Origin of the sequence: Pseudomonas putida (genome assembly GCF_025905425.1) — a bacterium.
Classification (GTDB): Bacteria; Pseudomonadota; Gammaproteobacteria; order Pseudomonadales; family Pseudomonadaceae; genus Aquipseudomonas; species Aquipseudomonas putida_AF.
The window spans coordinates 2,103,940-2,129,174 of sequence record NZ_CP109603.1; the positions used below are offsets into that span (position 1 = coordinate 2,103,940).

Consider the following 25,235-nt stretch of genomic DNA (forward strand, 5'->3'; position numbering starts at 1 on the left):
AAGTAATGGTGCTCTACGGGCCTGGCATTCGATTAGGGTCGTTAGCCTTTCGCGACTGACCGCTACCGACCCTTAGCAGCCTACGACTGCAGTCTCAGTTGCCCTGTTAGTCCAACGACTGGAGTCCTTTTTACTGAGGTAGCTATGTGGATTGGTCTCGCGACTAATCACTCAGAGCCCGTTTCAATACTTCGTAGATTTTGGCGTCACCAGATTGAGCAACGTTGAAGCGGAGGAAATCTCCCGCCGTCATGGATTGGCTAAAAACATTTCCGGGTGCTAGCACTACACCTTCATTCAAACAAGCTCTAACCAGCGTTGCTGCATCCTTACCTTGAGGGAGCTGGCACCAGACGTACATGCCTGCCCGGGGAATCATCCAAGGCTTGAGACCAACGGCCTGAAGCCTCGCTACCGTTCTGTCCATTTCCTCGGCTAACCTAAGGCGAACACTTTCCATGTGTTTTCGGTAGCCGCTATCAGTAATGGCTTGATAGATTATGTCGGCGGCCAAGCGTCCCCCCCCGAATGTAGTCGCAATTTTGAGGTCTACCAGGCTCTCGATCCATTCACTACGAGCAGCGATGTAGCCGCATCGAATTGAAGCGGAGATGGTCTTGGAAAAGCTGCCTATCTGGATGACACGAGAGAGGCCATCGAAGGCAGACAGTCGTGGCGCGGGAGTATTCTCGAAATCCCCGAAGATGTCGTCCTCTACAATTACTAGGCTCGATATGTCGGCTAGCTTTAGCAGCCTGTGTGCTTTGACCGGAGACAGGGTGGCCCCGGTTGGGTTGTGGATGCCGGAATTTGTTATGTACAACCGGGGAGAGTGCTTGAGTAGGGCAGCGCCGAACGCATCGATGTCTGGGCCCGTCTCCGTGTAGGGTACACCTACAATGTTCACCCTATGTGCTTTCAGTAGTGCATGAAAATTGAAATAGCAGGGGTCGTCGACCAAGACAGTATCGCCCGGTTCCAGAAGAAATCGGCAAATCAGGTCGATGGCATGAGTGCCGGATTCAGTGAGCATGATCTGTTCCGGAGGGGCTTCGATCCCGACTCCCGCCAGTCGTCGCGATAAGAATTGCCTGAGAGGCGGATGTCCAAGCGGCGAAGCGTACTCAGTCAGTTTCGAAGTGTCTGAGCGGGCAACGATTCGAAGAGCTTTGCGCATGCCAGCTTCGTACATCCAGGATGGAGGTAGCCACCCGCACCCTGGTTTCAATGCATCGCTGGAGTTTTCAAGAGACTGGCGCGAGATCCACAGCGGGTCGACGTCACGATCAAGTTTGGGACCAAGTTCGGTTAGTGCCAGTGGCGCCACCGGCCCGGCCACGTAAAAGCCGGAGCCAGGACGAGAACTAAGTACACCCTCTGCCATTAACCGTTCATATGCCTCAAGGACAGTAGAAACCGATACTTGCATGGTCTGAGCCATTGCGCGGACTGAAGGAATTCTCGCACCTTGTGTGTAGGTTCGAGAGGCTATCCTGGACTGGATCTCTCCCATTACAGCTCGAATTCGCGTTCCGTCCCGTTTCATCGCCCCCCCAACTGTGCTGGATTTATATGCCTAACAGTTCGGTTAAATTGTACTGTATTGTGCGTGGCCTTGGTGAGCCTGTCAGTGTTGTACTGAACCCAGACTTATCGAGGACTTACCGATGGAAAAATCAACAAGCGGGTGGATCAACGGCTTCATAGGCGTCGCAATCTTTGCGGGCTCGTTGCCGGCAACCCGTGTGGCAGTGGCGGCCTTCGAGCCTACGTTTCTGACATGTGCTAGGGCAACAATTGCCGCGCTATTGGGTGCGCTTTTTTTGATCGTGCTACGGCAGCCGCGACCTAAACGTGGTGATTTGTCGTCATTGGCTGTAACAGCGCTTGGAGTTGTTATTGGCTTCCCTCTGCTGACGGCGCTGGCCCTCCAGCACGTCACCTCTGCTCATTCCATCGTTTTTGTCGGACTGCTGCCACTCTGTACCGCAGGATTTGCCGTTCTGCGGGGCGGTGAGCGACCTCGGCCACTGTTCTGGTTGTTCTCGTTGATTGGTGCTGGGCTAGTCGTTGGCTATGCGTTGATGAATGGAGGAGAGGCGTCGGCGGTGGGAGATGTGCTGATGATGGCTGCGGTAGTTGTTTGTGGGTTGGGTTATGCGGAAGGGGCGCGTCTCTCGCGGACATTGGGTGGTTGGCAGGTGATCAGTTGGTCATTACTTGTAGCGTTGCCGTTAATGCTGTTGCTGACTATTGTTAATCTTCCAGCGCCTGATGCCTTCGCCAAGGTAAGCGCCCCTGCGTGGTTTAGCTTCGGCTACGTTTCACTGTTCAGCATGCTGATTGGGTTTGTGTTTTGGTACCGAGGACTCGTCCAGGGTGGGATTGCGGCAGTGGGCCAACTGCAACTCTTTCAGCCGTTCATGGGGCTTGGACTAGCAGCGTTGCTTCTGAACGAGCAAGTCAGTTGGATGATGCTTGTCGTGACGCTGGGTGCTGTCCTCTGTGTTGCCGGGGCCAAAAAATACGCCCAGTAGATGAAGAGTCAAAACAAAGGTAGTTAATCGTGGCCGGTGACCGTCCGCTTCTGGCCGTCAGTCTCCCTCAGCTAAAGGCAGCTATGGGTCGATAGCGGACAATCAATGTCTGCTAGCAGGCGATACCAATTTTGATACCACTGGTGGGGAAGAGAGGGGTGAGTAGGGGCGTTTCGCCCAGTAAAGTCAGCCCTCCAATACCGCCAAACACCACGAAAAAACTGCATGGTGATGTTAGCGGTAGAAATCAAGTGCCTGTCCTGCGGGGGTTCCAGAGGTGTATTTAGGCCCTCTCGTCAGTCTTGGGCCAATTTTGGGCCAATTCGACTCGGGGCGGCAGCTTCTCCAGCTCCCTCCAGTCCGAGGAGGAGCTGATCCATTTCGCGTAGGTAGAAAGCAACATCTCAACGCTGTGGCCGAGCTGGTTCGCAATGAACGCGGGGTTCATACCAGACATCAGGCACATGGTCGCATAGGTGTGGCGGGTGTCGTACTGCCGACGTTCACGGATGTTCAGCGCCTTGAGCGCCGATTTGAAGTGGCGGATTGTAACACTTGGTTCGTTGATCCACAGCCCACCTTTGCGCGGTTGGAACACAAATGGGCTGACTGGGTGCGCGGATTGGGACGCCATACGCCGGAGTGTGGCCATTCGCCGGGCCTGGTTGATGGCGTTCAGTGCGCGCTCGTTTAACAGGACCTCCCTATGATGCTTGGTTTTCGTGCGTTCCTGGGGCTCACGGTTGACGATGATCCGGCGAATCGTCGCGCAGCGCTGCTCAAGGTCGACGTCCTCCCACTTCAGACCATGGCTTCGCCAGGTCTTCACGCCGGTGAAGAAGCAGAACTTGAAGAATGCTGCATATTCATAACGAAGAACACCTCGCTATTAGCCGTTCCAGGCCTTACACCCAAGTCATTTTTGTTCCCGTTCCGGTCATTCATTCCCTGCATGGGAGCTCCCATAAGCCGCCGCTCGATAATTGAGAGCGGGGACTTGTGGAGGGCACGATGATAGTGTGGCAGCGGGAACAAGCCTGTTCGCAATGGGGGAAAGAATGATTGAAACAGACCGGTTGAAGCTCAGGGATTGGCGAGAGGCGGATAAGCCCCTACTGAGCGTAATCCATGCTGATCCTGAGGTAATGCAGTTCCTCGGGGGCACGAAGACTGCGTCTGAGACCTGCGATGTAGTTGACCAGCTGACGCGGCTTTCTAAAGGCGGCGAGCCAACTTTCTGGGCTGCCGAACGGTAAGCGCTCCATGAACCCCACATTCAAAGCGCTTACCTGATCCTCGATGCTGTGCTCCCGATTTCTTTCTGGAGCTCGCCGACCATGATGCGACCCGACGCCAAAGTCGAAAAAGTGTACCTCTACCCCAAGCCCGTCGACTTTCGAAAATCCATCGATGGACTGGCCGCACTGGTCGAACTCGATATCAAAGTGGCGGTGTTCGACCCAGTGCTTTTCGTCTTCCTCAACAAGCCGCGCAACCGCGTGAAGATCCTGTATTGGGAACGCAACGGCTTCTGCCTCTGGCTCAAACGCCTGGAGTCCGAACGTTTCAAAACTTCACCTGATCCGACTGACGTCGCCATTGTCCTGACCGTTCAGGAACTGAACTGGCTGCTCGATGGCTTCGACCTCTGGCGCAACCGTCCGCATCAGGTTTTGACGCCTCGATACGTCGCCTGATTCGGTATAATCCGCGGCATGATTTCCATGCCCGAAAACCTCCCTGACGATCCTGTTCTGCTCAAGCAACTGCTTGAGCAGATGATCCACGAGCGCGCGTCCGACAAGGGCAAGATCGTTCATCTCGAAGAGGAAGTTGCGCTGTTGCGCCAGCGCTTGTTCGGGCGCAAGACCGAGCAGACTGGCGATACGGCGACACCACAGTTGCCACTCTTCGACGAAGCGGAAAGCCTGGCCGAGCCCTTGGATGAGGCTGACGACGAAGAAGTCGTTGCGCCAACCAAACGCCGTGGCAAGCGCAAGCCGCTGCCAGCTGATTTGCCGCGTATCGAAGTTGTCCACGAACTGCCCGAGCATGAACTGACCTGCGCTTGTGGCTGCCGTAAACATGCCATCGGTGAAGAAGTCAGCGAACAGCTTGAAATCGTCCCGATGCAGATTCGCGTCATCAAACATGTTCGCAAGGTGTACGGCTGCCGGGACTGCGAGTCAGCGCCCGTAACGGCGGACAAGCCCGCCCAGATGATCGAGAAAAGCATGGCCAGCCCGAGTGTGCTGGCCATGCTGCTGACCATTAAATACGTAGACGGCTTGCCGCTTCACCGCTTCGAAAAAGTGCTGGGGCGTCACGGTATCGATATCCCGCGCCAAACCCTGGCACGCTGGGTGATTCAATGCAGCGAGCACTTTCAGCCGCTGCTGAATCTGATGCGCGAAAGCCTGTTGAACAGTCGGATCATCCACTGTGATGAAACACGTGTGCAGGTGTTGAAAGAGCCTGGTCGTGAGCCCAGCAGCCAATCCTGGATGTGGGTGCAAACCGGCGGCCCACCTGATCGCCCGGTGATCCTTTTCGACTACACCACCAGCCGAGCGCAGGAGGTGCCGGTGCGCCTGCTGGACGGCTATCGCGGCTATGTCATGACCGACGACTACGCCGGTTACAACGCGCTGGCCGCACAGGACGGGCTGGAGCGATTGGGCTGCTGGGCGCACGCGCGCCGCAAGTTCGTCGAAGCGCAGAAAGTACAGCCCAAGGGCAAAACAGGACGCGCTGACATCGCATTGAACTTGATCAATAAGCTCTATGGCGTCGAGCGCGACTTGAAGGACAGTGACGACGAAGATCGTAAGGTTGCCCGCATGGAGCGCAGCCTGCCATTGCTGACTCAGCTGAAAAACTGGGTAGAGAAAACGCAACCTCAGGTCACGACGCAGAATGCCTTGGGCAAGGCCATCGGTTACTTGGCCAGCAACTGGAGCAAATTGGAACGCTACGTCGAGCACGGCTACTTGCCGATGGACAACAACGCGGCCGAGCGTGCGATCCGCCCGTTTGTCATCGGGAGAAAGAACTGGTTGTTCAGTGACACGCCCAAAGGTGCCACTGCCAGCGCACAACTTTACAGCTTGGTAGAAACGGCCAAAGCCAACGGCCAAGAACCCTATGCGTGGCTGCGCCACGCACTGGAACGCCTGCCGCAGGCGTGCTCAGTCGAAGACTACGAAGCGCTACTGCCATGGAATTGCACACCTCACATACACAGCTAGGTGCGCTGCCCATCTTTGGTTAGGTGGGGTTTATGGAGCGCTTACGCCGAACGTATCGATGATGGCTCGTTGATCGGCGCAGTTGGCCTGCATTGGCTCGGAGATGATTTTCCATTCGGTCCGGCGTTAGAGGTGGGCTGGCGGCTTGGTCGCGACTATTGGGGCAAGGGTTATGCGACCGAAGCCGCTCGCGCGGCTCTCGATTATGCGTTTAGCACCTTGGATGTGCCCCGCGTTTACGCTTTTACCGCATTGGCGAACAAGCGTTCTGAAATTGTAATGCAGCGGCTGGGGATGACGAGAGTTGAGGGCGGTGAATTCCTTCATCCCGATTATCCTCCGACCGACGCGAGCGCGATGCACATGCTATATGTTGCCGAAAAGTGACTGGCTGCTATCGACCCATACCGACCGTTGGCCGAGGTTGGCTAAAAGCCAGAAGCCGCCCCTTGGACAGTATCTGCCAAACGGGGGCGACTCAAAGCGCTCATCCGGCTCGCGACTAATTCTCGTAGCGTAGAGTGACGGCAAAGTTGCGGGGTTCACCGTAATAGTTTCCGGTGTTTTGACTGAAAATCGCGGTGTAGTACTTCTCATCGAAAATGTTATTGAGGTTCAATTGTACGCTCAGGTTCTGATCAATTCGGAAGTTAGCGTTCAGGTCCACAAGGTTGTAGGCACTCTGCGAAATGTCGTTCAGGTACAGCTTGCTCTGATGGTACAAGCTGGTCCCGACTCGCCATTGATCCAACTTCCCTGGCAGCTGATAGGTGGTAGCGGCCTTGAATAGTCGCTGTGGCGAATTTTCTGTGCCATAGGTGGCACCCTTGTTGGCGCCCGCGATGTATTTAGGATGGCTGTAGGTGTAGCCCACGGAGGCATTCCACCCGGGCATCAACTCGCCTGAGACCTCTGCATCGAACCCGCGGTTTCGCACTTTGGCACCCTCGGTGTAGCACCGCGCATCGCGCGCCGGTCCACAGACTTGCCCAGCCTCGGGAACGACCTGAGGAAGGCCTGACTGATCGACCTGGAAGAGCGCCAGGGAAGCATTCAACCGGCCATCGAACAGTTCGTTTTTTACTCCGACTTCGTAGTTACTGCCCGTGGTGGGTTCCAGTAATTTGTTGTCGACGCTGTAGTTGCTCTGCATCTTGTAAATCTCGGTATAGCTCGCGTACACCGAGGTACTGTCATTGAGGTCGTAGACAATGCCGCCGTAAGGAATGACCTTGCGGTTTTCCTTGAAGCGGTCGGTCTCCCATGGGCCTTGGGTGTCGTAGTCGACCCAACTCAAACGGCTGCCGAGAATGACGTGCAGGTCATCGAACGGATTGAGGCGAGTGGCGGCGTAGATCCCCTTGTCCTTGCGCACATGTCGACTGGGCGTCAGGTTGCCAACTATCTGCGGTTTAGGGAATTGCGAGGTATCGAAGTCCAGAATGTCGACGGTAGGGTTCACGCTGGCCGAGCCTGTGACGTATTGCAGCCTGTCGCGCCTCATGTTGGTGCCAATCACCACCTCATGCTGGCGCCCCAGCAGGGTGAATGCGCCGTTGAGCGCTGCGTCGAGATTGATTTGCTCGTCATCGTAACGGGCGCTGTTCGGCCAGTACCGCATCATCGAATCGGTATCCTTGGTGTGATACCCAACCTGAGCGAGAAAATCTGAATTGGACCAGATCAAATTGGTGGCGACGGTGAGGTTCCAGTCCTCGTTGAAACTGTGCTTGATATCGGCAAAGACGTTGCGGTTGATCTTGTCCAGGTAGGCCCACTTCCCGGCGAGCGATTTTGAACGTGAGAAGTTGTAAGAGCTGCCATCCAGGTGGGTAGGCAAACCGCCCCAATCGTAGCCGCCGTTATTGTCCTGCTGGAAGGACGCACCCACCGCGACCGTTGTCGAGTCACTCAGGTCGACTTCGCCGATGGCGTAGAAAAGCTGGTTGTCCTTGTCAGCGTAGTCCTGGTAGCTATTTCGATTGTTGTACATCAGGACAGTACGACCACGCAGGGTGCCCTCTGCGTTCAAGGGGCCGCCAACATCGAGTTGCGTGCGGTAGCTGTCCCACGAACCAGCACCTATCTCCGCCTTGAGTTGGTATTCACGCGTCGGTCGCTTGCGAACCATGTTGATTGCCGCAGAAGGATTGCCTGCACCTTGCATCAGGCCGTTTGCGCCTCGGACAATTTCCACCCGGTCATACATCGCCATGTTGTTCACCGACATGACGTCCATCGAGAAACTTTCCGTGACGCTGCTCGGCAGGCCATCGAATTGCAAGTCGTCGACTTGGAACCCTCGCGAATAGTAAAGCGGGCGCTCTGTGCCGAACCCTTTGACTGTGCTGATGCCCGTCGCTGCCCTCGCAACGTCTTCCAAGGACTGCATGTTCTGGTCGTCCATCTGTTGCCGAGTGACCACACTGATGGACTGAGGTGTTTCGCGCGGCGAAAGCCCTAACCGTGTTGCTGTGTTGGTAAGGCCAGTGGTGTAGGAGCCGGTCCCTTCAGTAGTGGAGGCCAACCCAAGTGCATTCACATCGGTAACGCCCAGCTCCAGCGCTGCCGAATCAGCCGATAGCTTGCGCAAGGTCAGCGTCTTGCTATTCACGAACTCATAACTAAAACCACTGCCGCGAAGTAGCCGGTCAAGCGCCTCATTGACCTTGAAGGGCCCGCTCAACCCAGTGCTGGACATTCCACCAATGTCGTCGGAGTTGAAAATGATGCGCAGGCCGGCTTGATCGGCGAATCGGATCAGTGCGCTGTCCAGTGGCTGGGCAGCGATATTGAAGACCTGAATGACAGCGAAGGCGTCAGTGACCTTGGTCTGAGCATTGACCGGTCCCATTAGCCCGAGCAAGGACGCAAGTGCCACTGCTTGGCGCAACGAATGAGCGTGGGTACGTGAGGAGACATGGAACATGAAAGCAACCTTTCCCTAGAGTTGGCTGCGCGATTTTGATGTGAATGATTCGCGCTTCGTATCTACGACGAAGCGACGTAGAGAACCTTGCCAAAGAATTTTCATTTTTTTGCAAGGTGCTCTCAGGAGGAGGATGCCGGCCTTACATCAGCTCTTGGGCCGCACTACGGTGAGTAACGGTAATCGGGTAATACGAAGTGGTTGCGTCTGCTCCAGCGCTTTGAGCGCCGCTTGTGGATCATCCACGTCGAATATCCCGCTGATACGCCTTGCCGCCAGCGTTTCATCGGTCAGGTACAGGACGCCAGGGATGTACCGGTCAAGCTCAGCGAGAACATCGCCCAACGGCCGCGCATTGAAAATCAATTTGCCTCGCTGCCAGGTGGCGACACTCTGCACATCGACGTTCACCGCCATCTGCGGCGCCAGCCCTTGGCGATAGGCTGAGGATTGCCCTGCGGGCAGACGCAGTGTCTCCCCGCCCGAACTGAGCTGAACTATCCCTTCGCTTACCTGGACGGTGACCTTGTCGCCGCGCTGATCTACATCGAAACGTGTACCAACCGCCTGTACTTCACCTTGAGCGGCGTGAACGATAAAAGGCCGCGATGGATCCTTGGCTACTTCGAACAGCGCTTCCCCTTGATAGAGCGTGATGCCGCGTTGGCCAGGGCTGTAATTCACCGACAGCACGGTGTCACCATTCATCCACAGCAGGCTGCCATCTTGAAGTCGCAACTCCCGCCGCTCCCCAGCGTCAGTCACATGATCGGCAGAAAGCGCTGACCAATTGCGTGACAGTGCCCCACTGAACACCACCCATGCAAAACAAGCAGCCATGCCGGCTACCCACAGGGCGCGTACGGGTTTGCGATGCTTCTCGGGGGGCGGATTAACAAACTGTTGGGCTGTTTTTGTGCGTGGGAATGCGCCCCACAATGCCTCGGCGCTTCTTGCGGCGTGAGCATGGATTGCAGAACGCTGGCACCAGTTTTCATAGGCCAGATGATCGGCCGTAGTAGCCCGGCCAGAGTCCAGATGTACCAGCATCTCTAGGGCCTGGTCTTCCAGATCGGAAGGATCAACAGTGTCAGTCATTGGCTCTGCAAGCTGAGAAGTGTGAAGAGGCGTCAGAGTTTGGGGGGACACGTTCGTATGAGGCAAGCGGTTCATCTTCACTCCGACCGCCTCAATGTGTCGCGACAATGCCGTACAGCTTGAACAATGTACTTCCCCACAGTGCTTTCGGAAACGCCGAGTCTTATGGCGATCTGCGCATGTGTCAGCCCCTCTAGACGGTTGAGCAACAGCGCCAGACGTGCGTTATTCGGCAACTTCTCCATGGCAATATCGAGCTGCGCCAAGGCCTCATCCGTGATCAAAGCAGTCTCTGGTGAAGGGCGTGGATCGCAGACCTCCAAGGCCTGTGACTCATCGGCTTGCAAGGCAGTCAGTCTCCCCTCCCGACGCATGCGATCAATGGCCAGGTTGCCAGCAATACGGAACAGGAACGCGCGAGGCTCCTGTATCGGTTCGCCCGCTGGCAGGTTGACCAAACGCAAATAGGTATCTTGGGCCACATCGGCAGCTTGATCTACGTTACCCAGCCGCCGAGCCAAGAACGCCATCAGTTCCGCGTAGTGCTCGTGGAAGTTGGTTAGCAAATCAGAGGTGCCAATGCGTGACATGCTCAGCCCTAAGTCAGTGAACCGGCCCCGCCGGAGAGCCGCGGATCTTACACTAACTGAGAAGCATTATTAAATGGGCTTTGCACCGTCTTGAGCATTTCGAGCAAATCGCGCGGAAGTGGTGGCAGGCTACCTGATCTGGCATCGTTCGGGCGCACACTTTTGGCCGCCGATAGCCATCCGTGAAGGGCAGCTATGGGTCGAAAGCGGACAGTCAGCGACAGCCACCAGGTGATACCAATTTTGATACCACTGATGAGGAATTGAGGGGGATGGAGGGGTGCCTGGCCCAATGAAATCAACCCTTTGCCACCGCTATACACCACTAAGAAACTGCGTCATTGTCAGTAGGTGAAAAGACCGATAACCCCCAAGCCCGGGCCATCGCAAATACCGTATTGCTAATATGGAATCGTTCGATAATGATGCCGTATTGGCATCTAGGTGAATGAGATATGAGCAGGGTAGTCAGTTTCGCTGCGTTATCGTTGGTTATGGTCAATCTTTCTGGATGCGTTGACCAAATGGTCCTCAATAGCATGGCGCAAGCGTCTCTAGATAGCGAAACGCCAGAAAGTGTGAGCCTTGCGCCCGCTAACTTTCGCGGCAAAACCTGTCTCGAGCTTGCCGTTGATCGACAAAATGCGGGTATCTTGCTTTCAAACACAGGTGAACACGCTGAATATGTGCAAAAACATGGCCGTTGGACGCACGCCTCGGTAGAGCAGGTTGAGCAAGAGCAAGGCTGCATGCCGGGCACGACCGTCAACCAGGCAGGGGCTATCGACTATATCCTCCAACATCCTGAGTCCTTGAAAGAGCTTCAGGCAGACTTGCCGCCTGGCGGTCTTGAGTACATCAAGGCGGGCGGCAAGCTTCCCGCAGGCGCGTACGCTGCGGCGCCAACTGCTACAGCGTCAGTGCCTGCTAGTGCTCCTCAGCCGACTGCACATTTTCAAGGATCAACTTCGGAACGCGGTTCTTCGCAAACTTCGCTGGCTCAATGGGTAGCGAAAGAAACCCCAGAGGCCTATCACGGGAAGTCCTGCGACTACCTGAATGTGGCGCTGATCCGGAGTGCACAGTTGGGGCCTGAATTCAGGGATCTTGCTGATAGCAAAAAGAAGGCTATCGATCATGCTCTTTCAGGTCGCGATTGCCCGGCACCAAGCCCCTTCCTACCGGGGAGGGTTGGCGCGGCAATTTCTTCCATGGACCCTATCAAGGCTGCCCGGCTAGGTATGCCGCTGGAGGGAGCATCCATTGAGAAGATTTCTCCGGGCGGGCCGGCAGAGCGAGCGGGTCTGCAGTTTGCCGATGTCATTGTGAAGGTTGATGGGGTGCCGGTCAGAGATGATATTGATTTTCTGGTCGGCATTAACAAGGTTCCGACAGGGTCGGCCACCTTGCTCCAGATTTTTCGAAAGGGCGCCTATGCCAATGTTTCTCTAGTGCTTGGGCCGCCAGTGGTTGTTCAGCATTGAAGTTGTTGCTGATAACAGAACCCCGCCAAGAGCGACATGCTGTTCACTTAAGAATGCCGGGGCTGCGCAGCAGCCCCAATGCAGGCGATGCAGAGCTTAAGTGAACAGCATTACCCGCCAGCGAAAATCATCACTGCAGCCAGCGCAACCTCCGGGAGTCCTGGACACTGCTAGCCAGTAGTGTGGTGATGTCTTCGACGGACAGGCGGGATCTGCGAGGCTCGGCCACTCATGGTGTGCTCCAGACTGAGCCGGGCGAGATCAGCAAGTCATTCGAGATGTATGCGCTCAAGCGTCGCGGGATGTCATTCAGCGCGCGCCACAAAATCAAAGTGCGCCGTTCCGTGGCGCGACGATGATACGGCGAGGAACTGCAGTAAGTTCTAGTTCGCGTTTGAAAGCTCTACCCGAAACAGCGGGAAGAGTTCGTCGGGGTTACGGCACTCGCTGTTCAGCTTCACACGTGCAGATTCGGCTTGCGTTCTTGTCGCGTAGCTCGGTCGCAGTCGTGCCTTCTCTTGGTTGTCGTAAATGTCAAAACCACCCGAAACGGTAGCGGCATAGTAACGAGATCCAGATCTGAACGACTCTTTTTCCAAGGGTACAGCTGGAACGATAACGAATCGCGGTTGCATTTTTCATACCTCCCCAGGTTGAGACTTAAGTATTAGCCTGAGAGTTGGAAGGCATCAATATGACTCATCGAGACGAAACAGTGACGCGTCGTGTCACTCGAATCCGGCACGAGCTGCCGGTTAGCGAAGAGCCGCCATCCACGCTGGCTACAGTCCAAACACGGCAGATCAGCTTGGTGATGTTGGCCTGTGCCTGGGCGAGTTTGGCCTTCAGGGGGGGCATTCTCGGCCATCAGGATGTGCGATTGCTGATCGAGCGTTCCGACTTGGGTCGGCATGCCATGCTCGAAGCCGGTTGTATCGATATCCATGTTTCACTTGAGATATAGCGGTATGCACATACAGCATACTGATCAGTGCCAGCGGCCAAGTCCAGCCGACGAGATGATGTGATTTCAAGGTGGGGGGGTAGAACGCCGGAGGAGGGGGGGGCTGCCTAAGACTGCCCGAAATCTTCATGCGGGGTGTAAATCAGTTGATTGTCTACCACCTAATTGCGCAATCCGCTTCTCGCAGATAAAATATACGATGTATATTAAAAGTGAGGAGCTAATCAATGACCAGCGGACATGCCTTCATCGCAACCAGCCTGGATGGCTTCATCGCCCGGCTCAACGGCGATGTGAACTGGTTGATGGAGCGTGACGACCCATCCGAAGATCATGGTTATGAAGATTTCATCGCCGATATAGACCTGATCGTAATGGGCCGCGGAACCTACGAAAAGGTGTTAGACCTAGGGCCTTGGCCCTATGATCGCCCTGTACTGGTGATGTCTGCGAAACTCAGCGAAGCACCTGTCCCAGACGCGCTAGTGGGCAAGGTCAACTTCACGAGCAAACAGCCTATAGAGCTTATGGCGGAGCTGGCATCGCAAAACGTACGCCGCGTCTATGTAGACGGAGGAAAGGTGGTGCAAGCCTTCTTGCGCGAAGGACTTATCTGCGACCTTGTTATTACCGTGGTACCGGTCTTGCTGGGCCAGGGGAGACCGCTATTTGGTGAAATGGAGGCTGATGTCGACTTGAAGCTTGTTAGCAGCCGAAGTTTTCCTTCCGGATTGGTACAGTCCAACTACAAGGTGATTGGATGACCCGAGCACGTGGCAGGCCCGCTCAAGGGAACGAGCTTATACGAGCCGACATCATCACTGCTGCACTAGAGTTGATGCACGAAAGCGGAGAAGTGGGCTTGACTATGCGCGCACTCTCAACCCGGCTTGGGGTCAGTCCAATGGCACTCTATCGTCATGTGGAGGACAAGGCTGGGCTTATCCGAGCGATTTCGGATCATGTCTATGCGGGAGTACTACAGGATGTTCCGCATCAAGCAAACGCTGTCTTGATGATCCGTACGATGTTATCCCGGTATCACGACGCAGTCTGCCAGCATCCTCAACTGACGCTGGCAGTTTTTGCTAACCCGCAAGCATATGCTGGCGTGACAGCTCAGCTCACCGAGCTCCTTACTACATGTTTGGAACAGGTTGCCACGAATCCGTTGCTTTGGCGTGATGTTCTGGTCGACCATGCGCATGGCAGCGCGCTCGCGCTTGTTTCGTCACAGGGGGAACAATCGCAAGTGCAGGCGCTGAGGTTGCATTACCAGCAAGCACTTGAGTTACTCCTGGCGTCCATGATTCGTGTTTGAAGCTTTGTACCCTCTCTGCTCCTGTTGGATGTGTGGGAACCCGCGTCGATTTGGAGAGCTTACCTTGCAAGAAAAGAGGGCGAACCTACACGCTATCGAATGACAAAAAGGACCCGGCCATTGCGCCGGGTTTTTGCATTCACAGAGTTGCGCATCCCTGCGCGTGCCCGCTAAGCAGCTGATGTAGACCTTGGCGAATTCATTAGCGTTTTGGCCAAGCGGTTGCTAAGCCTGATCGAGGGTTCATCGATCATGATCGTAAACAGATAGGCTGATGCAATTACGACGGGAAGTAGAATGCCCAAGGTTATGAAAAGTGAGGTGCCATAGCCGAGGCTTGCCATGTTGACGATGAGAGATGACCCAAGGAACCCAATAACGGTGAAATGAATCAGGTACATGGAGTATGAGATTCTTCCCAGGAAGGCACAGGGGCGAGTCGTCAAAAGGCGCTGGAGCGATGGAAGGCCCGCAAGCGCAATGATGCACAGGAAAGCGCCAGCAAGGTGTGAAACTATAAAGATGTTCTTAAGTGGAATGGCGGTGATCGGCCGCCATATCAACAGGTCTTGGCCGACATAGGGGAATGCGCCTAAATACAGGCCAAGCACAAAAAGGGTCAGTGACGCGGCTCGATTGATGCTGACGCGAAGCCCGAATGCCAGATCGGCCGCCAGGGCGCCGAGTACAAAGCCCAGCAAGAACGAGTCTTTAAGGATGAGTACAAGGGCGGCGTAGGCGATGAACCGCGCTGGGTACCTGCCCAGTAGTGGCAGCATGACAAAGATTCCGAACGAGCCAATTAGCTCGGTGCGGATCGTCCAAAGCACTCGGTTATAGTCCTGTTCGGCGAATAGGAAAGACCCTATCAGGCCTTGCCATACAGCGGTTGTAATACTATCAAACCCGGAGAAGTACTCGGTTTTCGTATAACCCGACAGTGGGGTTGTAGCTGAAAAGTTTGAGCCGAAGGTGACGTAGATCAGGCAGGGAATTAGCGTGGATGCCAAGGCTGGCAGTGCCAGTCTAGGGTATCTCTTGATGGCTGCTTTGATGTACCACCTTGAAGATTGGCCATTGAAGAAAGGGGCGGCAAGCACAAAGCCGCTTAACACGAAGAAAATCGCCACCGCGAAATTGCCATTGAATACCAGGTTTAGCGGTGATGCCGATATCTTCGACTCACCGAAATGGTCGGGAGCAGTGCGAAGGAATGCAGCGGGTAGGTAAAGCTGTACAAAATGACAGAAAACAACCGCCAGTGCAGCCAGCCCGCGGAGCCCATCGAGGTGTGAATAACGTTCGGTCATTGACATGCCTTCCTGAAGAGGGCGCGATTGTAGTCGTGCCCTCAAGGTTTTCCTACCCACTTCTTGCCCATTCGCCGTGGCTTGGGCGACCGGAAGCTGGCGAGTGCTTCGAGGTGCTACGAAGTGAGAAAGGTAGGCAATGCTCCGGCTTCTCGCCGTCCGAGGAGGCCATCTTTGCTCGGTTGGCGCACGAAGGGGCTGGCGGAGTGAGGACCAAGCTTCACCTCCAGGCGCAGCATCAGGCGCTGGAGATGAAGCTGGCTGAACGGGTTGACGAAGGCGGTGTTACCCGCGGATTACCTTAAGGCGTGCCCGCCCAGCGTCCGTGATGGCGTTCTCTCCTTCATCGCTGATGCGGTAGCGACCGGACATGGATTTCGCAATTGAGAACCTCACCAGCCCGCTCTTGGACAAGGCTTCCCCTACTTCAAAGCTCATTGCACGCTCCAGGTCGAAAATTTTAGTTTCTCCGATTTTGTAGCGGGCAAACGCAATCAGCGCCGAATCCAGCGCTGCCTGGTCTATTACCTGAACACCTTGCATGTGACCTCCTGGTCAGAATCGCTCAAGTCCGTCGGCCTAGTGACGGACTTGCAAGTTCGTTGAATGCGCAACGCTACTATGGAGGAGGGCGTGTGGGTTACTGGCTTTGCGTCCATGCTGGATGGGTGGCCAGTCACGATCGTTTTCGCCGTGGGGGGGGCTAGGACTAAGCTGGGGACGTTTCGGGCTTTCGTTCAGCCGACATGCAGGCAATTGCGGCCTGCTTCCTTCGCGATATAGAGCGCCTGGTCTGCGCGCTCCAGCAGCGCCGGCCAGCTGTCGAGGGTGGGCTCGGTAGCACATGCGATACCGATACTGACGGTCACATGTCCAAAAGGACTGGTCGGGTGAGCAATACGTTCAGACGTCAACCGATCAAGCATCAACTGCGCAACGATGGCCGCACCGGCGCTACCGGTGTCGGGCAGAATCACAGCCATCTCTTCGCCCCCGTAGCGCGCCAGCAGGTCTGAGGGGCGGCGGATGCAGGCCGAGAGCAGACGGGCAACCTGCTGCAGGCAAGCGTCGCCAGCCGGATGCCCGTAGGTGTCGTTGTAGCGTTTGAAATGATCGATATCAATCATCAGCAACGCCAGCGGTGTGCCATTTCGACGGGCTCTGAGGTGCTCCTCGGCCAGCGTTTGGTCAAAGCAGCGTCGGTTGGCAAGCCCGGTCAGCGCATCGTGCATCGCTAGGCGTTCGAGCTTCTGATTGCTGTCAAGCAACTGCTGTTGGGCCACTCTCAGTTCGCTTTCCACCGTGATACGTCGCCCCATGGCACGAATGAGCAAGCCGCCAATGGCACCGATGAGCGCGAGCAATCCGCAGACCACCAGCAATGACAGCAACGCCTCCAGCTGCCAGGCGGCAAGGGCCTCGCGTTTGCCCAGCGCGACCGTCGTCACTAATGGTAGCTTGTCACTCTTGCGAAACGCATATAGTCGCTCCACGCCGTCCAGGCTTGAGGTGAACGAGGCGGTGCCCACCGACTGGTCGACCAGGTACTTGGCGTAGATTGGCGACTTCGAGAAATTGCGCCCCATGTCCTGTTCCCGAAACGGGTAGCGCACCAGCATGGAGCCGTCGGTGTATGACAGGCCGATGGCGCCGTCATGGCCCACCTCGAGCTTGCCGAAGAGACGCAGGAAGTTCTTCACGCCAAGGGTCACAGCCACGACGCCGGCAAACTCGCCGCGGCTGTCGTTGAAGCGCCGGCTGATGGTGATCACCCATTCGTGGTTGGTGCGGCTGCGAATGGGCAGGCCGATGAAGGGCTCGCGGGAAGGGTCGTCGCGGTGGTGGATGAAGTAGGCCCGGTCGCTGCTGTTGGCGCCGGCGGGGATCGGACGGTTGGACGACATCAGCCAGTGTCCGTCCTTGGCGTAAAGGGTGACGCCGCTCAACTGCGGCATCAGGGGCTGCTGACGGCTGACCAGTTGGCTCAGGCGCTCGATCTGGGCTGGCCCGCTGCCTTCGGTTTCCAGGCGCTCGACCAGGCCGAGCAGTAGCAGTGAGCTTTGCCTTACGATGCCTTCTGAATAGGTGGATAGCGCCTGGGTCAGGTTCAGGCTGTGGATGTTGATGTCTTCCAGGGCTCGTTCGCGGGAGGCCATGACCTTCCACAGCGTCAATGATGCGAGTGAACAACCAATGACCGACAGCAGAAGAACAACGAGGTGGATGTCACGCTTCACGGCAATACCTGAGGGGAGTCCGAATTCCGGGGCTGGCGATCAATGTTTGAATGCCATAGCAAAAAGCCATGCCTGGCTGGGGGCAATGATATAGAGAGTCGGCGGAGAAGGCATTAACCAGTTGGTACGTGGCTGTCCCGCGATAACGCTAATGCCATGACCCGGGGCTTTGGTAGAATGAGCGCTGCTAACCAGCGCATCCCCATTGAAGAAATTCTCTGGCACGCATTTCGAAGCCACGGGCGGCGCTGCGAACTATCAGAGCAAGACGGAGTGATGATGACCTGCTGCGGATCTGCAAGCCGACACAATGGACGTGAGTGCGGAAATAGGGCGTGTGAAAATGGCTTGGCGTAAAAAACTGGAAACCTTTCAAAAGCGTTTTTCCCCTCGACAGCGGCGTGTTGTCGGCGGAGTTCTAATGGCGTTCTGGGCCTTTGGCGTGGTGGTTCACCCCGGCCAGTACCTGCTGGCGCTTTCCATACCTGGGGTCATCATTTTCATGAGCGCATGGCCACCGGAACTAGACGGCAAACACTGAAGTATCATCTCCTGTCACCGAGCAGTTGCCTGCTTGAAGTAGCGGGCAGAGGGGCCAGTAGTTGAGCAATGTGCTGAGCGCGGTCATGCATCATCTTTGATTCTTGCTGCAACGGACCTCAACTCTTCGGCAACCCCATCGATGGCCTTGATGTGAGCGCGTACATCGATCTTGGTCTCGGAGGTGGCTCTGGCTTCCATGAACCTGGCATGCCCGGTCATGGCCTTGCTGAGTTCATCGAGGTGATCGGCTGTAGTGACGAGGTCTGATTTGATGGTTTGAAGTGTTTCCATGATCGTGAGTGTGTTCCTTGAAGTCTGCTTCTACACCCCCCATTGGGCGTTACTGCATCGGTTGGGTGTCGTTCAGCGAAGTACCCGCGACATCAGCCATTGCGCCTTGCCCCAGGCTTCGAACTGTTCAATGACCGCCCAGCCACGCTTGGCATAGTAAGCGTGTTTGTCACTGGTGTGCAGGTACAAGGTTTCAAGGCCGGTACTGCGGGCGTGCGAGCATATGCCCTCGATCAGCTGTTCGGCGATTCCGCCCCCTCTGGCTGCCGGGTCAACAAACACGCAGGCAAGCCAAGGGCCGAGGTCCGGGCGTGAGGGCAGGTCTTCAGCTGCCAGGGCTGCACCGCCCAGAAGCTGACCTTGATCCAAGGCAATCAGGCATTTCCATTGACCATTGCCCTGGCCGTCAGCGAAGGCCTGCTGCCAGAGGGCGAGGTCAACGCCCTCGAATTCGTACTTGAATTGCTGATGAATCCATTGAGCGAAGGTGTCGCAATGGTTCATATGATTAGCTAGCCAGTCAAAATGCGGCATGGGCGTCCTGCGCTGCAAAGCCTGTTGGGCGGGCAATGACACCGCATTAAGAGGGGCATGGCAAGTGAAGCCTCAAACGCTAGGCCTGATCAGCGCCTGGCTTTTCGACTGCACTACCCTGTACCTGAAGCACCGAGCCTTTATCGTCTGTTGCCAACAAGCCATTGTTTTGCGCGTTGTCAGCCCCTTGTTCCGCAAGTGGCATGTCTGGAGTGCGGAAGATAACGCGGCCCTCATCGCCTGTTTTCAGCGTGTGAAGAAGGCCGTTCTGGTAGAAAAAACGTGTGATCTTGTCGGGCATGCGTAGAGGCTCCTTTCGAAAGACAGCTGATGAACATCCGTATGCCCACTATCGGCGCGCCTGGCTGTTATCGCCACTAGCAGAATTGACAGGTAGGAGGTGGCGTAGGTCGAAGCAGATTCAATCGTTCATTGAGAAGGCGGCCGGCATGGCCACGACCTTGGTTGATTGGAACCGCCGCGCAACCCCCGGTAGAATGCCCCGTACCCCTATTGGCCAATTGCAAATGCCTACATTTCGTATCTTCTGCTGCGCCTTCGTGGCGGCCAGCGTTGCCGGTTGCGCAACGCCTGGTAAACCCACAGCCAGTAAGCTGACCCACAAGACCCCCGTGCAATATGCCGCCTGTGTAATGCCTAAGTGGCAAGCACTGGCGCCACTTGCCACGCAAAAGTCCATCGCTCACGGCTATCGATTGACAGCACCCAGCGCAGTGGCATCTGACGATGTCCTGGAGGTGGTCGACGCCCGCGATGGTAGCCGGGCGACGTTCTACAAGGGCAGTTTCCTGTCGGGCGACAAGCTGCGCCAGGCGGCCAGAGAGTGCCTGGACTGAGGTCAGTAACCCGCGCCGCCCATGCCGCCCATGTTGGTCGCCGGCTGCCTGGCCTTGTGCTGGGCATTGCTCCACTCGGCACACGTCATGAAGCCGGTTCTGTCGACCTTGTCTGCGCTGTTGAAGCTGACGCTGTAAGGTTGCCTTTTGCCTGCTTTGACAAGCATGTAGTCAAAGCAGGTACCCGGCACCACGTCTCGTTCGGACTCGGCGTCAGGTTTGCCGCCCACCTGCAGGACGTGCTCTTTGCTCATGCCGGTTTCGACTTTCGCGACCACGGGTTGGTCGTGGTAGAGCGATGAAGGGGTCGAGCAGCCGGCGAGGGCTGCCAGCGCGAACAGCAACGTTGAAGTGGGCGTGTTCATGGCTGTGCTCCTGGTAGAGAAAGCCTTGTGCTCTGCGCAAATCATCTTACCTCGGGCTTCTGTTCATCCGCTGACACTGTACCTCCGCATCGGTCTTGCTTGGGTAGCTGGGTTTGAGCCGCTCCTTCGCCAGGTTGTCATAGATGTCGAACCCACCGCATACGGTAGCGGCGTAGTAACGGCTACCGACACGGAACGACTCCTTTTCGATGGGCACCGCCGGAACGATAACGAATCTTGGTTGCATGTTTCGTGCCTCCCCAGGCAGAGACCTAAGTATTAGTCCGGTTGTGGATTACCATCAAGGAGGCTCATGAAGAAACGACGAATGAACGAGTACTGACTTTGCGGGTCTGTAGATGCACAGCACCTGTCTGGAAAACGGTGTTAGCTCATTTAATTTTTGGACATATCTAGACCCATCAGTCGCTTTGTGTAAGGTTTATGTAAAAGCGCTCGATGTGCGTACAAGGACCGGTATCGTGTTTTGTACTGTCCAGTCCAAAGTGGCAAATGATGAACACACTTCCGTCGCAGCCAAGCGCTGAACGCGGGGCGTTCTCCAGTTTTGAGGCGTGTCGCAATACCCAACAAGGCCCCGTGGTGATTCTGGCCTCGGGCGCATCAGCAAAACATTTCCCACTGGGCGACTTTGCCCATTTGCCAATCATCGCCATGAACGGTTCGGTTTCCATGACTGCCGAGCATGGTGTGAAGCCGTTCTTTTACGTGTGCACCGACAAGAGTTTTGGGCAACAGCAACCTGAGCTGTTTGCTACCGCCCTGCGTGACAGTCAACGCCTGGCGTTGTGGCCAGAGCAGTTTCAGGGCGCCGATATTCCAGCCTCCAGCGAATGTTATGCCTTGCACAAGGCACACACGCCAGGCTTACTCGACGGCATGCGCGGGCATGGAGACAGTTGCGTCTGCAAGCGTGCGTTGTGGAGCAAACGGGCCCGCTCGATCGCCTTCAGCAAGGACCTGTCGCAGGGCTTCTTCGATGCTCGCACAGTCGCTTATGTGGCCCTGCAACTGGCGTATCACCTGGGTTTCGAAGAGGTGCTGCTGGTGGGGGTGGACCTTGACCAGACGGTGGGGCGCTTCTACGAAACCGCGGACGGTGAACACTCGCCCTGTGGCCTGGACCAGCATTGGGACAGCCGTATCCTGCCGTCACTGACGCTGATGGCGCGGCACGTGGTGAATGAGCATTTTCACGTTTACAACCTGTCGGCGGCTTCGCGTATTCCGGCCGAGTTGATTCCCAAGGTCGATCTCAGCGAGGCGAGGCGCATTGCCGGCTGTGGGATTGGTTGAGCAAGAAAGCGGGTGCGCACAGCCTTGGGCATGCGTAGAGTGCGCTGACTGTCTAGTACCCTGCAGGAGCCCCCTGATGTCCAGCGCCTTCACCTTCATGCAATCCCCCGTCGGCACGCTGACGCTGGTGGCCCGTGGCGAGCGGCTGGCAGCGGTGTTGTGGGAGGAGGAGCGAGAGAACCGCGTGCGCCTCGGTGAGCTCCACCGCGACGATCACTGCCCGGTTCTGCTGGACACCGCCCGCCAGTTGGGCGAGTACTTTGCCGGCACGCGGCGGCGCTTTGACCTGGCGTTGGACTTTGTCGGGACGCCGTTTCAGCGCCAGGTGTGGGATGCCTTGCTGACCATCCCTTTTGGGGAAACCCGCAGCTACGGCGACATCGCCCGGCAGATCGGCAACCCTAGCGCGGTCCGTGCGGTGGGCGCGGCCAATGGTCGTAACCCGATCTCCATCATTGCGCCTTGCCATCGGGTGATCGGCGCTTCGGGCAGCCTCACCGGTTTTGCCGGAGGGCTTCAGGCGAAGCAGTATCTGCTGGCGCTGGAGGGGCGGGAGAGCCTGGCATTGGCGCTTTGAACAGGGCAATGCGGCGCTTGCTCGCGTCAGTCAGCCGACCCAGCTGGCGATCAGGCAGGCCACCAGCGCCAGCGCTGACCCGGCCATCAAGGTGTACTGCCGGTGGGCCCGTCGCGCATGGGGCCTGACTTCGCGTAGGTACTCGCCAGGCGTCGGCGCATCGGGCCGATGGCGCAGGCCCTCGGCGATATCGGCCAACTGACCCTGGATCAATAGCCCGACCAGATAATGAATGGACGCGTAGCTCGCCAGCGTCAACAACAGATACTTCACGCAGGGAACGTCCTCAACGCTACGGCAGTCGCGCTGTCGTTGGTGGTATCCAGCACAATCAGGCCTTCGCAGCTGTCATCCAGGCTGGCCAACAGCCGCCCCTGGCTATCCCATGCCGCAGACCCGCCTGCGCCAACGAATGTATCGGCTGGCCCGACGCAGTTGGCCAGCAGTACGCTCAAGCCCAGCGTGCGAGCGACCTCGCGGTAGTGTTCGTAGCCTTCACCAATGCCCTTGGCGGTTTTCGCCACACTCACCAGGTACACCTGCGCACCCTGCGCGCGCGCCTCTGCCGCATGGTCGATGAACATCGACTCGTAGCAGATGGCAGGCGCCACCCGAAGCTCGTCCAGCTCGAATACCAAGGGTTGATCGCCTGCGACGAAGTAGGGCAGTTCATCGCTGTGCAGGCGCTGTTTGGCATAGGCCTGACGGGGCGCACGCGGGCTCAGGATTGGCATGCCGATGCGAATGCCGTCAGGGGTTGGCAACGGCAGACCCACGGCAACCGAGAGGCCATGTCGATCGCACAGCGCCTGCAGCGGGTCGAGCCGCGACGATGACAGGGGCAAAGCAGCTTGGCGGGCCAGGGTCGGTTCGTAGCCGGTCAATGAAAGTTCAGGAAACACCACCAGCTCGGCACCCAGCGCCGCCGCCTGCTCGATGCAATGGAGGTGGCGTTCGAGGTTGCCCTGGACGTCGCCCTTGAGCGACGCCAGTTGCACGGCGCAGAGTTTCATCAACACATCCTTCCCTGGTACAGGTCCAAAGGCCGAGCTTACTATCGGCGGCAACACCTGTACTAGTGAAGGATTGTTAAGGACGCCGGATGCGGCGCGAAGCGCTGGCGGAACCAGTCGTTGAGCATGGCCTTTTCGGCATACAGGCGGTCGCTGCTGCTGGTCACGCGCCCTGGGCGGCTGAGGTACATCTTGTCGCTGACTCGCTCCTGGGCGTGCTGGGCGGGTTTGCCGGGTTGGTTGAGGGTGTAGCTGAGGTCGATGGTCGGCCAGGTGATTTCGCGCATGAAGCGCACGTCGTAGGCACGGCTGTGCCAAGGCTCGAAACGCCCGGCCAGGTCGATGTCGCGGATGTCGATCACCAGTTGCTGGTCGGCTTGCAAGTAGCGCTTGCCCAGTTTCTGCAGGTACTCGGTCAGGGTCTTCATGACATAGGCATCGGCACCGCGCTCATACCCGGCACTGTCGAGGCTGGCATCGCGGAATTTTTCGGGATGGTCGAAACGCACCTCGACCTGCGCGGCCGGGGCGCCTTGTGCCATGCTGTCCAATGACAGCGCCATGAGCACGGCACACACGAGGGCGGTACGCATGATGCACCTCCGGGGCGGTTTGCGTGTACCCCCATTCTACGCCTGCCATGGGCGCCCCAGCAGAGGGAGATTGTAATGAGCCGGTTTCGACGGATAGCCGCCAATACCCAGGGGCGCGATCTGGCAGTAGGGGATATCCACGGGCACTTCGGGCGCCTCGTCCGGTGCCTGGAAGCGGTCGGGTTCAACCCAGCGGTGGACCGGCTGTTCAGCGTCGGCGACCTGGTCGACCGCGGCCCGCTCAGCCAAGCGGCGCTGGCGTGGCTGGACTGCCCTTGGTTCCATGCGGTGCAAGGTAACCATGAGGCGCTGGCGATTACCTACCTGCGCGGCGGCCGGCTCGACCTTCAGATGTACTACGCGGCCGGTGGAGGCTGGTTTCTCGAACTGCCCAGTAGGGAGCAGGCGCGCTTCGTCGAACGCTTCGAGCAATTGCCGATCGGCATGGAGGTCGAAAGTGCATCGGGCCTGATCGGCCTGTTGCATGCCGACAGCCCGTTTGCCGATTGGTCCGTGTTGCGTACCTGGCTGGAACGGGATGACGACCCCGAGGTGCGTGAGGTCTGCCAATGGTCGCGGCGCCGGCTGAAGGTGGGCGACACCCGGCCCGTGCAAGGCATCCGTGCCTTGCTGGTCGGGCACACGCCCGTGCTTGAGGTCAAGCAGCTGGGCAATGTCTGGCACCTGGACACCGGTGGCTGGGCCAGTGGCCATTTCAGCCTGATCGACCTGGCGACCCTTGAACTGGTCAGCCCCGAGCAAGGTGCACGATCAATGCGCCGGCCAACAGCATCAACATGACGCCCGAGGCCCGTTCCAGCCAGGGCAGGGTCCGGGCGAAACGCTGCAACACGCGCTGATTGCCGATGGCCACGGCTACCAGCAAGTCCCAGAGCAGCACGATGCTGAACATCCAGCTCGCATAGGCCACCTTCCAGCCGACGCTGCTGCTGGTGACCATGCTGGCGAGGCTGGCGTAGAACAGTGCGTTCTTGGGGTTGAGAATGCCCGACACAAAGCCCATCGCACCGCTGTGCCACCAACCCTGCATGGCCCCGTTGCCAGCGACCGCAGCCAGGCTGGAGTGGCCCGCATGCCGCAAGAACTGGCTGCCGATATACAGCAGGTAGGCCGCGCCGGCCAGTTGCAAGGCGATAAACAACGTGCTGCCTTCGCGCAGTATCGACAGCCCGGTAAACGCCATGGCAATGAAGGCGCCATTGGCCACAGCGATACCCAGGCACGCGCCGCTGGCGGTGCGCCAACCGCTACTGATCGAGGTGCGTGCAACCAGGAAAAAGTCCGGCCCGGGTGAAAGCAGGGCAAGGAAGTGGGCGAGGGCGATGATCAGGAACTGCTCCATGGGTGCGACGACTCTGGCAGGGGAAAGCCGCAGTCTGGCGTCGGGCATGGGGCGCGTATTGAAG

The 25,235-nt window shown here is 57.3% G+C and carries 29 protein-coding genes and 1 pseudogene; 12 read left to right on the forward strand and 18 right to left on the reverse strand.

Going from position 1 to position 25,235, the window contains the following annotated elements; genetic code table 11:
* Positions 1 to 163 precede the first annotated feature (163 nt).
* Complete coding sequence (locus OGV19_RS09470) at positions 164 to 1,546, reverse strand: aminotransferase-like domain-containing protein (protein ID WP_264313147.1); 1,383 nt, start codon at positions 1,544 to 1,546, stop codon at positions 164 to 166.
* A 121-nt stretch (positions 1,547 to 1,667) separates the two neighbouring features.
* On the opposite strand from OGV19_RS09470, the gene OGV19_RS09475 reads away from it, so the two are divergent.
* Positions 1,668 to 2,537 carry a DMT family transporter gene (locus OGV19_RS09475; protein ID WP_264313148.1) on the forward strand — a complete coding sequence of 290 codons (870 nt, stop codon included), beginning with the start codon at positions 1,668 to 1,670 and terminating at the stop codon, positions 2,535 to 2,537.
* 283 nt (positions 2,538 to 2,820) lie between these two features.
* On the opposite strand, the pseudogene OGV19_RS09480 reads toward OGV19_RS09475, so the two are convergent.
* Positions 2,821 to 3,396, reverse strand: a pseudogene (locus OGV19_RS09480) (tyrosine-type recombinase/integrase); the annotation flags it as partial.
* 478 nt (positions 3,397 to 3,874) lie between these two features.
* Between OGV19_RS09480 and tnpB the strand changes: the two are divergent.
* Genes tnpB through OGV19_RS09495 form a run of 3 tightly spaced genes read left to right on the forward strand, consistent with a single transcriptional unit; the run spans position 3,875 to position 6,172 of the window.
* Positions 3,875 to 4,234 (forward strand): IS66 family insertion sequence element accessory protein TnpB, encoded by a 360-nt coding sequence (gene tnpB / locus OGV19_RS09485; RefSeq protein WP_010954006.1) that lies wholly within the window; start codon positions 3,875 to 3,877, stop codon positions 4,232 to 4,234.
* 18 nt (positions 4,235 to 4,252) lie between these two features.
* Positions 4,253 to 5,785 carry an IS66-like element ISPpu13 family transposase gene (locus tag OGV19_RS09490; protein ID WP_264311494.1) on the forward strand — a complete coding sequence of 511 codons (1,533 nt, stop codon included), beginning with the start codon at positions 4,253 to 4,255 and terminating at the stop codon, positions 5,783 to 5,785.
* Positions 5,786 to 6,172: a GNAT family N-acetyltransferase gene (locus tag OGV19_RS09495; protein ID WP_264313149.1), complete on the forward strand. Its 387-nt coding sequence runs from the start codon at positions 5,786 to 5,788 to the stop codon at positions 6,170 to 6,172.
* Between the two features lie 115 nt (positions 6,173 to 6,287).
* Here OGV19_RS09495 and OGV19_RS09500 read toward each other — a convergent pair whose 3' ends face one another.
* The 3 genes from OGV19_RS09500 to OGV19_RS09510 all read right to left on the reverse strand — a co-directional run bounded on the left by OGV19_RS09500 (position 6,288) and on the right by OGV19_RS09510 (position 10,402).
* A complete protein-coding gene (locus tag OGV19_RS09500; protein WP_264313150.1) occupies positions 6,288 to 8,714 on the reverse strand; it encodes a TonB-dependent siderophore receptor in 2,427 nt (808 codons plus the stop codon).
* A gap of 147 nt (positions 8,715 to 8,861) precedes the next feature.
* A complete protein-coding gene (locus OGV19_RS09505) occupies positions 8,862 to 9,812 on the reverse strand; it encodes a FecR family protein (protein WP_264313151.1) in 951 nt (316 codons plus the stop codon).
* A gap of 77 nt (positions 9,813 to 9,889) precedes the next feature.
* Positions 9,890 to 10,402 carry a sigma-70 family RNA polymerase sigma factor gene (locus tag OGV19_RS09510; RefSeq protein ID WP_264313152.1) on the reverse strand — a complete coding sequence of 171 codons (513 nt, stop codon included), beginning with the start codon at positions 10,400 to 10,402 and terminating at the stop codon, positions 9,890 to 9,892.
* A gap of 455 nt (positions 10,403 to 10,857) precedes the next feature.
* Here OGV19_RS09510 and OGV19_RS09515 point away from each other — a divergent pair, with 455 nt between their 5' ends.
* Positions 10,858 to 11,886 carry a PDZ domain-containing protein gene (locus tag OGV19_RS09515; protein ID WP_264313153.1) on the forward strand — a complete coding sequence of 343 codons (1,029 nt, stop codon included), beginning with the start codon at positions 10,858 to 10,860 and terminating at the stop codon, positions 11,884 to 11,886.
* Positions 11,887 to 12,269: 383 nt separating this feature from the next.
* Here OGV19_RS09515 and OGV19_RS09520 read toward each other — a convergent pair whose 3' ends face one another.
* Positions 12,270 to 12,521, reverse strand: coding sequence for a hypothetical protein (locus OGV19_RS09520; protein ID WP_264313154.1), 252 nt, complete (start codon positions 12,519 to 12,521; stop codon positions 12,270 to 12,272).
* A gap of 556 nt (positions 12,522 to 13,077) precedes the next feature.
* Between OGV19_RS09520 and OGV19_RS09525 the strand changes: the two genes are divergently transcribed.
* Entirely contained in the window at positions 13,078 to 13,614 is a 537-nt protein-coding gene (locus tag OGV19_RS09525; protein WP_264313155.1) for a dihydrofolate reductase family protein, read from the forward strand.
* Entirely contained in the window at positions 13,611 to 14,171 is a 561-nt protein-coding gene (locus tag OGV19_RS09530; protein ID WP_264313156.1) for a TetR/AcrR family transcriptional regulator, read from the forward strand. The genes OGV19_RS09525 and OGV19_RS09530 overlap by 4 nt, the downstream gene beginning before the upstream one ends.
* A 170-nt stretch (positions 14,172 to 14,341) precedes the next feature.
* On the opposite strand, the gene OGV19_RS09535 is transcribed toward OGV19_RS09530, so the two are convergent.
* The 3 genes from OGV19_RS09535 to OGV19_RS09545 all read right to left on the reverse strand — a co-directional run bounded on the left by OGV19_RS09535 (position 14,342) and on the right by OGV19_RS09545 (position 17,718).
* Positions 14,342 to 15,481: an acyltransferase family protein gene (locus OGV19_RS09535; protein WP_264313157.1), complete on the reverse strand. Its 1,140-nt coding sequence runs from the start codon at positions 15,479 to 15,481 to the stop codon at positions 14,342 to 14,344.
* Between the two features lie 285 nt (positions 15,482 to 15,766).
* Positions 15,767 to 16,024 carry a hypothetical protein gene (locus tag OGV19_RS09540; RefSeq protein WP_264313158.1) on the reverse strand — a complete coding sequence of 86 codons (258 nt, stop codon included), beginning with the start codon at positions 16,022 to 16,024 and terminating at the stop codon, positions 15,767 to 15,769.
* 194 nt (positions 16,025 to 16,218) lie between these two features.
* The gene (locus OGV19_RS09545; protein ID WP_264313159.1) at positions 16,219 to 17,718 is read right to left on the reverse strand and encodes a sensor domain-containing diguanylate cyclase; all 1,500 of its coding nucleotides are present in this window, start codon (positions 17,716 to 17,718) and stop codon (positions 16,219 to 16,221) included.
* Between the two features lie 343 nt (positions 17,719 to 18,061).
* Between OGV19_RS09545 and OGV19_RS09550 the strand changes: the two genes are divergently transcribed.
* Positions 18,062 to 18,259, forward strand: coding sequence for a hypothetical protein (locus OGV19_RS09550; protein WP_264313160.1), 198 nt, complete (start codon positions 18,062 to 18,064; stop codon positions 18,257 to 18,259).
* 83 nt (positions 18,260 to 18,342) lie between these two features.
* Here OGV19_RS09550 and OGV19_RS09555 read toward each other — a convergent pair whose 3' ends face one another.
* From OGV19_RS09555 to OGV19_RS09565, 3 genes are all read right to left on the reverse strand, one after another.
* Complete coding sequence (locus OGV19_RS09555; RefSeq protein WP_264313161.1) at positions 18,343 to 18,552, reverse strand: hypothetical protein; 210 nt, start codon at positions 18,550 to 18,552, stop codon at positions 18,343 to 18,345.
* A 72-nt stretch (positions 18,553 to 18,624) separates the two neighbouring features.
* Positions 18,625 to 19,086 carry a GNAT family N-acetyltransferase gene (locus tag OGV19_RS09560; RefSeq protein WP_264313162.1) on the reverse strand — a complete coding sequence of 154 codons (462 nt, stop codon included), beginning with the start codon at positions 19,084 to 19,086 and terminating at the stop codon, positions 18,625 to 18,627.
* 79 nt (positions 19,087 to 19,165) lie between these two features.
* Entirely contained in the window at positions 19,166 to 19,387 is a 222-nt protein-coding gene (locus OGV19_RS09565; protein WP_264313163.1) for a hypothetical protein, read from the reverse strand.
* A gap of 196 nt (positions 19,388 to 19,583) precedes the next feature.
* Here OGV19_RS09565 and OGV19_RS09570 point away from each other — a divergent pair, with 196 nt between their 5' ends.
* Entirely contained in the window at positions 19,584 to 19,943 is a 360-nt protein-coding gene (locus OGV19_RS09570) for a hypothetical protein (RefSeq protein ID WP_413470133.1), read from the forward strand.
* Positions 19,944 to 19,945: 2 nt separating this feature from the next.
* On the opposite strand, the gene osmE is transcribed toward OGV19_RS09570, so the two are convergent.
* Both osmE and OGV19_RS09580 read right to left on the reverse strand, forming a co-directional pair.
* On the reverse strand, positions 19,946 to 20,308 hold the full coding sequence (osmE, locus tag OGV19_RS09575) for an osmotically-inducible lipoprotein OsmE (protein ID WP_264313165.1): 363 nt from the start codon (positions 20,306 to 20,308) through the stop codon (positions 19,946 to 19,948).
* 46 nt (positions 20,309 to 20,354) lie between these two features.
* The gene (locus tag OGV19_RS09580; RefSeq protein WP_264313166.1) at positions 20,355 to 20,555 is read right to left on the reverse strand and encodes a hypothetical protein; all 201 of its coding nucleotides are present in this window, start codon (positions 20,553 to 20,555) and stop codon (positions 20,355 to 20,357) included.
* A 269-nt stretch (positions 20,556 to 20,824) separates the two neighbouring features.
* On the opposite strand from OGV19_RS09580, the gene OGV19_RS09585 reads away from it, so the two are divergent.
* A complete protein-coding gene (locus OGV19_RS09585; RefSeq protein WP_264313167.1) occupies positions 20,825 to 21,625 on the forward strand; it encodes a WaaZ-like lipopolysaccharide core biosynthesis protein in 801 nt (266 codons plus the stop codon).
* Positions 21,626 to 21,701: 76 nt separating this feature from the next.
* Entirely contained in the window at positions 21,702 to 22,202 is a 501-nt protein-coding gene (locus OGV19_RS09590; protein WP_264313168.1) for a methylated-DNA--[protein]-cysteine S-methyltransferase, read from the forward strand.
* A 30-nt stretch (positions 22,203 to 22,232) separates the two neighbouring features.
* Here the strand turns inward: OGV19_RS09590 and OGV19_RS09595 are convergent, their stop codons facing one another.
* The 3 genes from OGV19_RS09595 to OGV19_RS09605 all read right to left on the reverse strand — a co-directional run bounded on the left by OGV19_RS09595 (position 22,233) and on the right by OGV19_RS09605 (position 23,808).
* The gene (locus OGV19_RS09595) at positions 22,233 to 22,475 is read right to left on the reverse strand and encodes a hypothetical protein (RefSeq protein WP_264313169.1); all 243 of its coding nucleotides are present in this window, start codon (positions 22,473 to 22,475) and stop codon (positions 22,233 to 22,235) included.
* The gene (locus tag OGV19_RS09600; RefSeq protein WP_264313170.1) at positions 22,472 to 23,215 is read right to left on the reverse strand and encodes a carbon-nitrogen hydrolase family protein; all 744 of its coding nucleotides are present in this window, start codon (positions 23,213 to 23,215) and stop codon (positions 22,472 to 22,474) included. Before OGV19_RS09600 ends, OGV19_RS09595 begins: the two co-directional genes overlap by 4 nt.
* Positions 23,216 to 23,277: 62 nt before the next feature.
* The gene (locus OGV19_RS09605; protein ID WP_264313171.1) at positions 23,278 to 23,808 is read right to left on the reverse strand and encodes a DUF3016 domain-containing protein; all 531 of its coding nucleotides are present in this window, start codon (positions 23,806 to 23,808) and stop codon (positions 23,278 to 23,280) included.
* A 75-nt stretch (positions 23,809 to 23,883) separates the two neighbouring features.
* Between OGV19_RS09605 and OGV19_RS09610 the strand changes: the two genes are divergently transcribed.
* The gene (locus OGV19_RS09610) at positions 23,884 to 24,609 is read left to right on the forward strand and encodes a metallophosphoesterase (protein WP_264313172.1); all 726 of its coding nucleotides are present in this window, start codon (positions 23,884 to 23,886) and stop codon (positions 24,607 to 24,609) included.
* On the opposite strand, the gene OGV19_RS09615 is transcribed toward OGV19_RS09610, so the two are convergent.
* On the reverse strand, positions 24,557 to 25,171 hold the full coding sequence (locus OGV19_RS09615) for a LysE family translocator (RefSeq protein ID WP_264313173.1): 615 nt from the start codon (positions 25,169 to 25,171) through the stop codon (positions 24,557 to 24,559). The two genes, OGV19_RS09610 and OGV19_RS09615, sit on opposite strands and share 53 nt — an antisense overlap.
* Between the last annotated feature and the right edge of the window lie 64 nt (positions 25,172 to 25,235).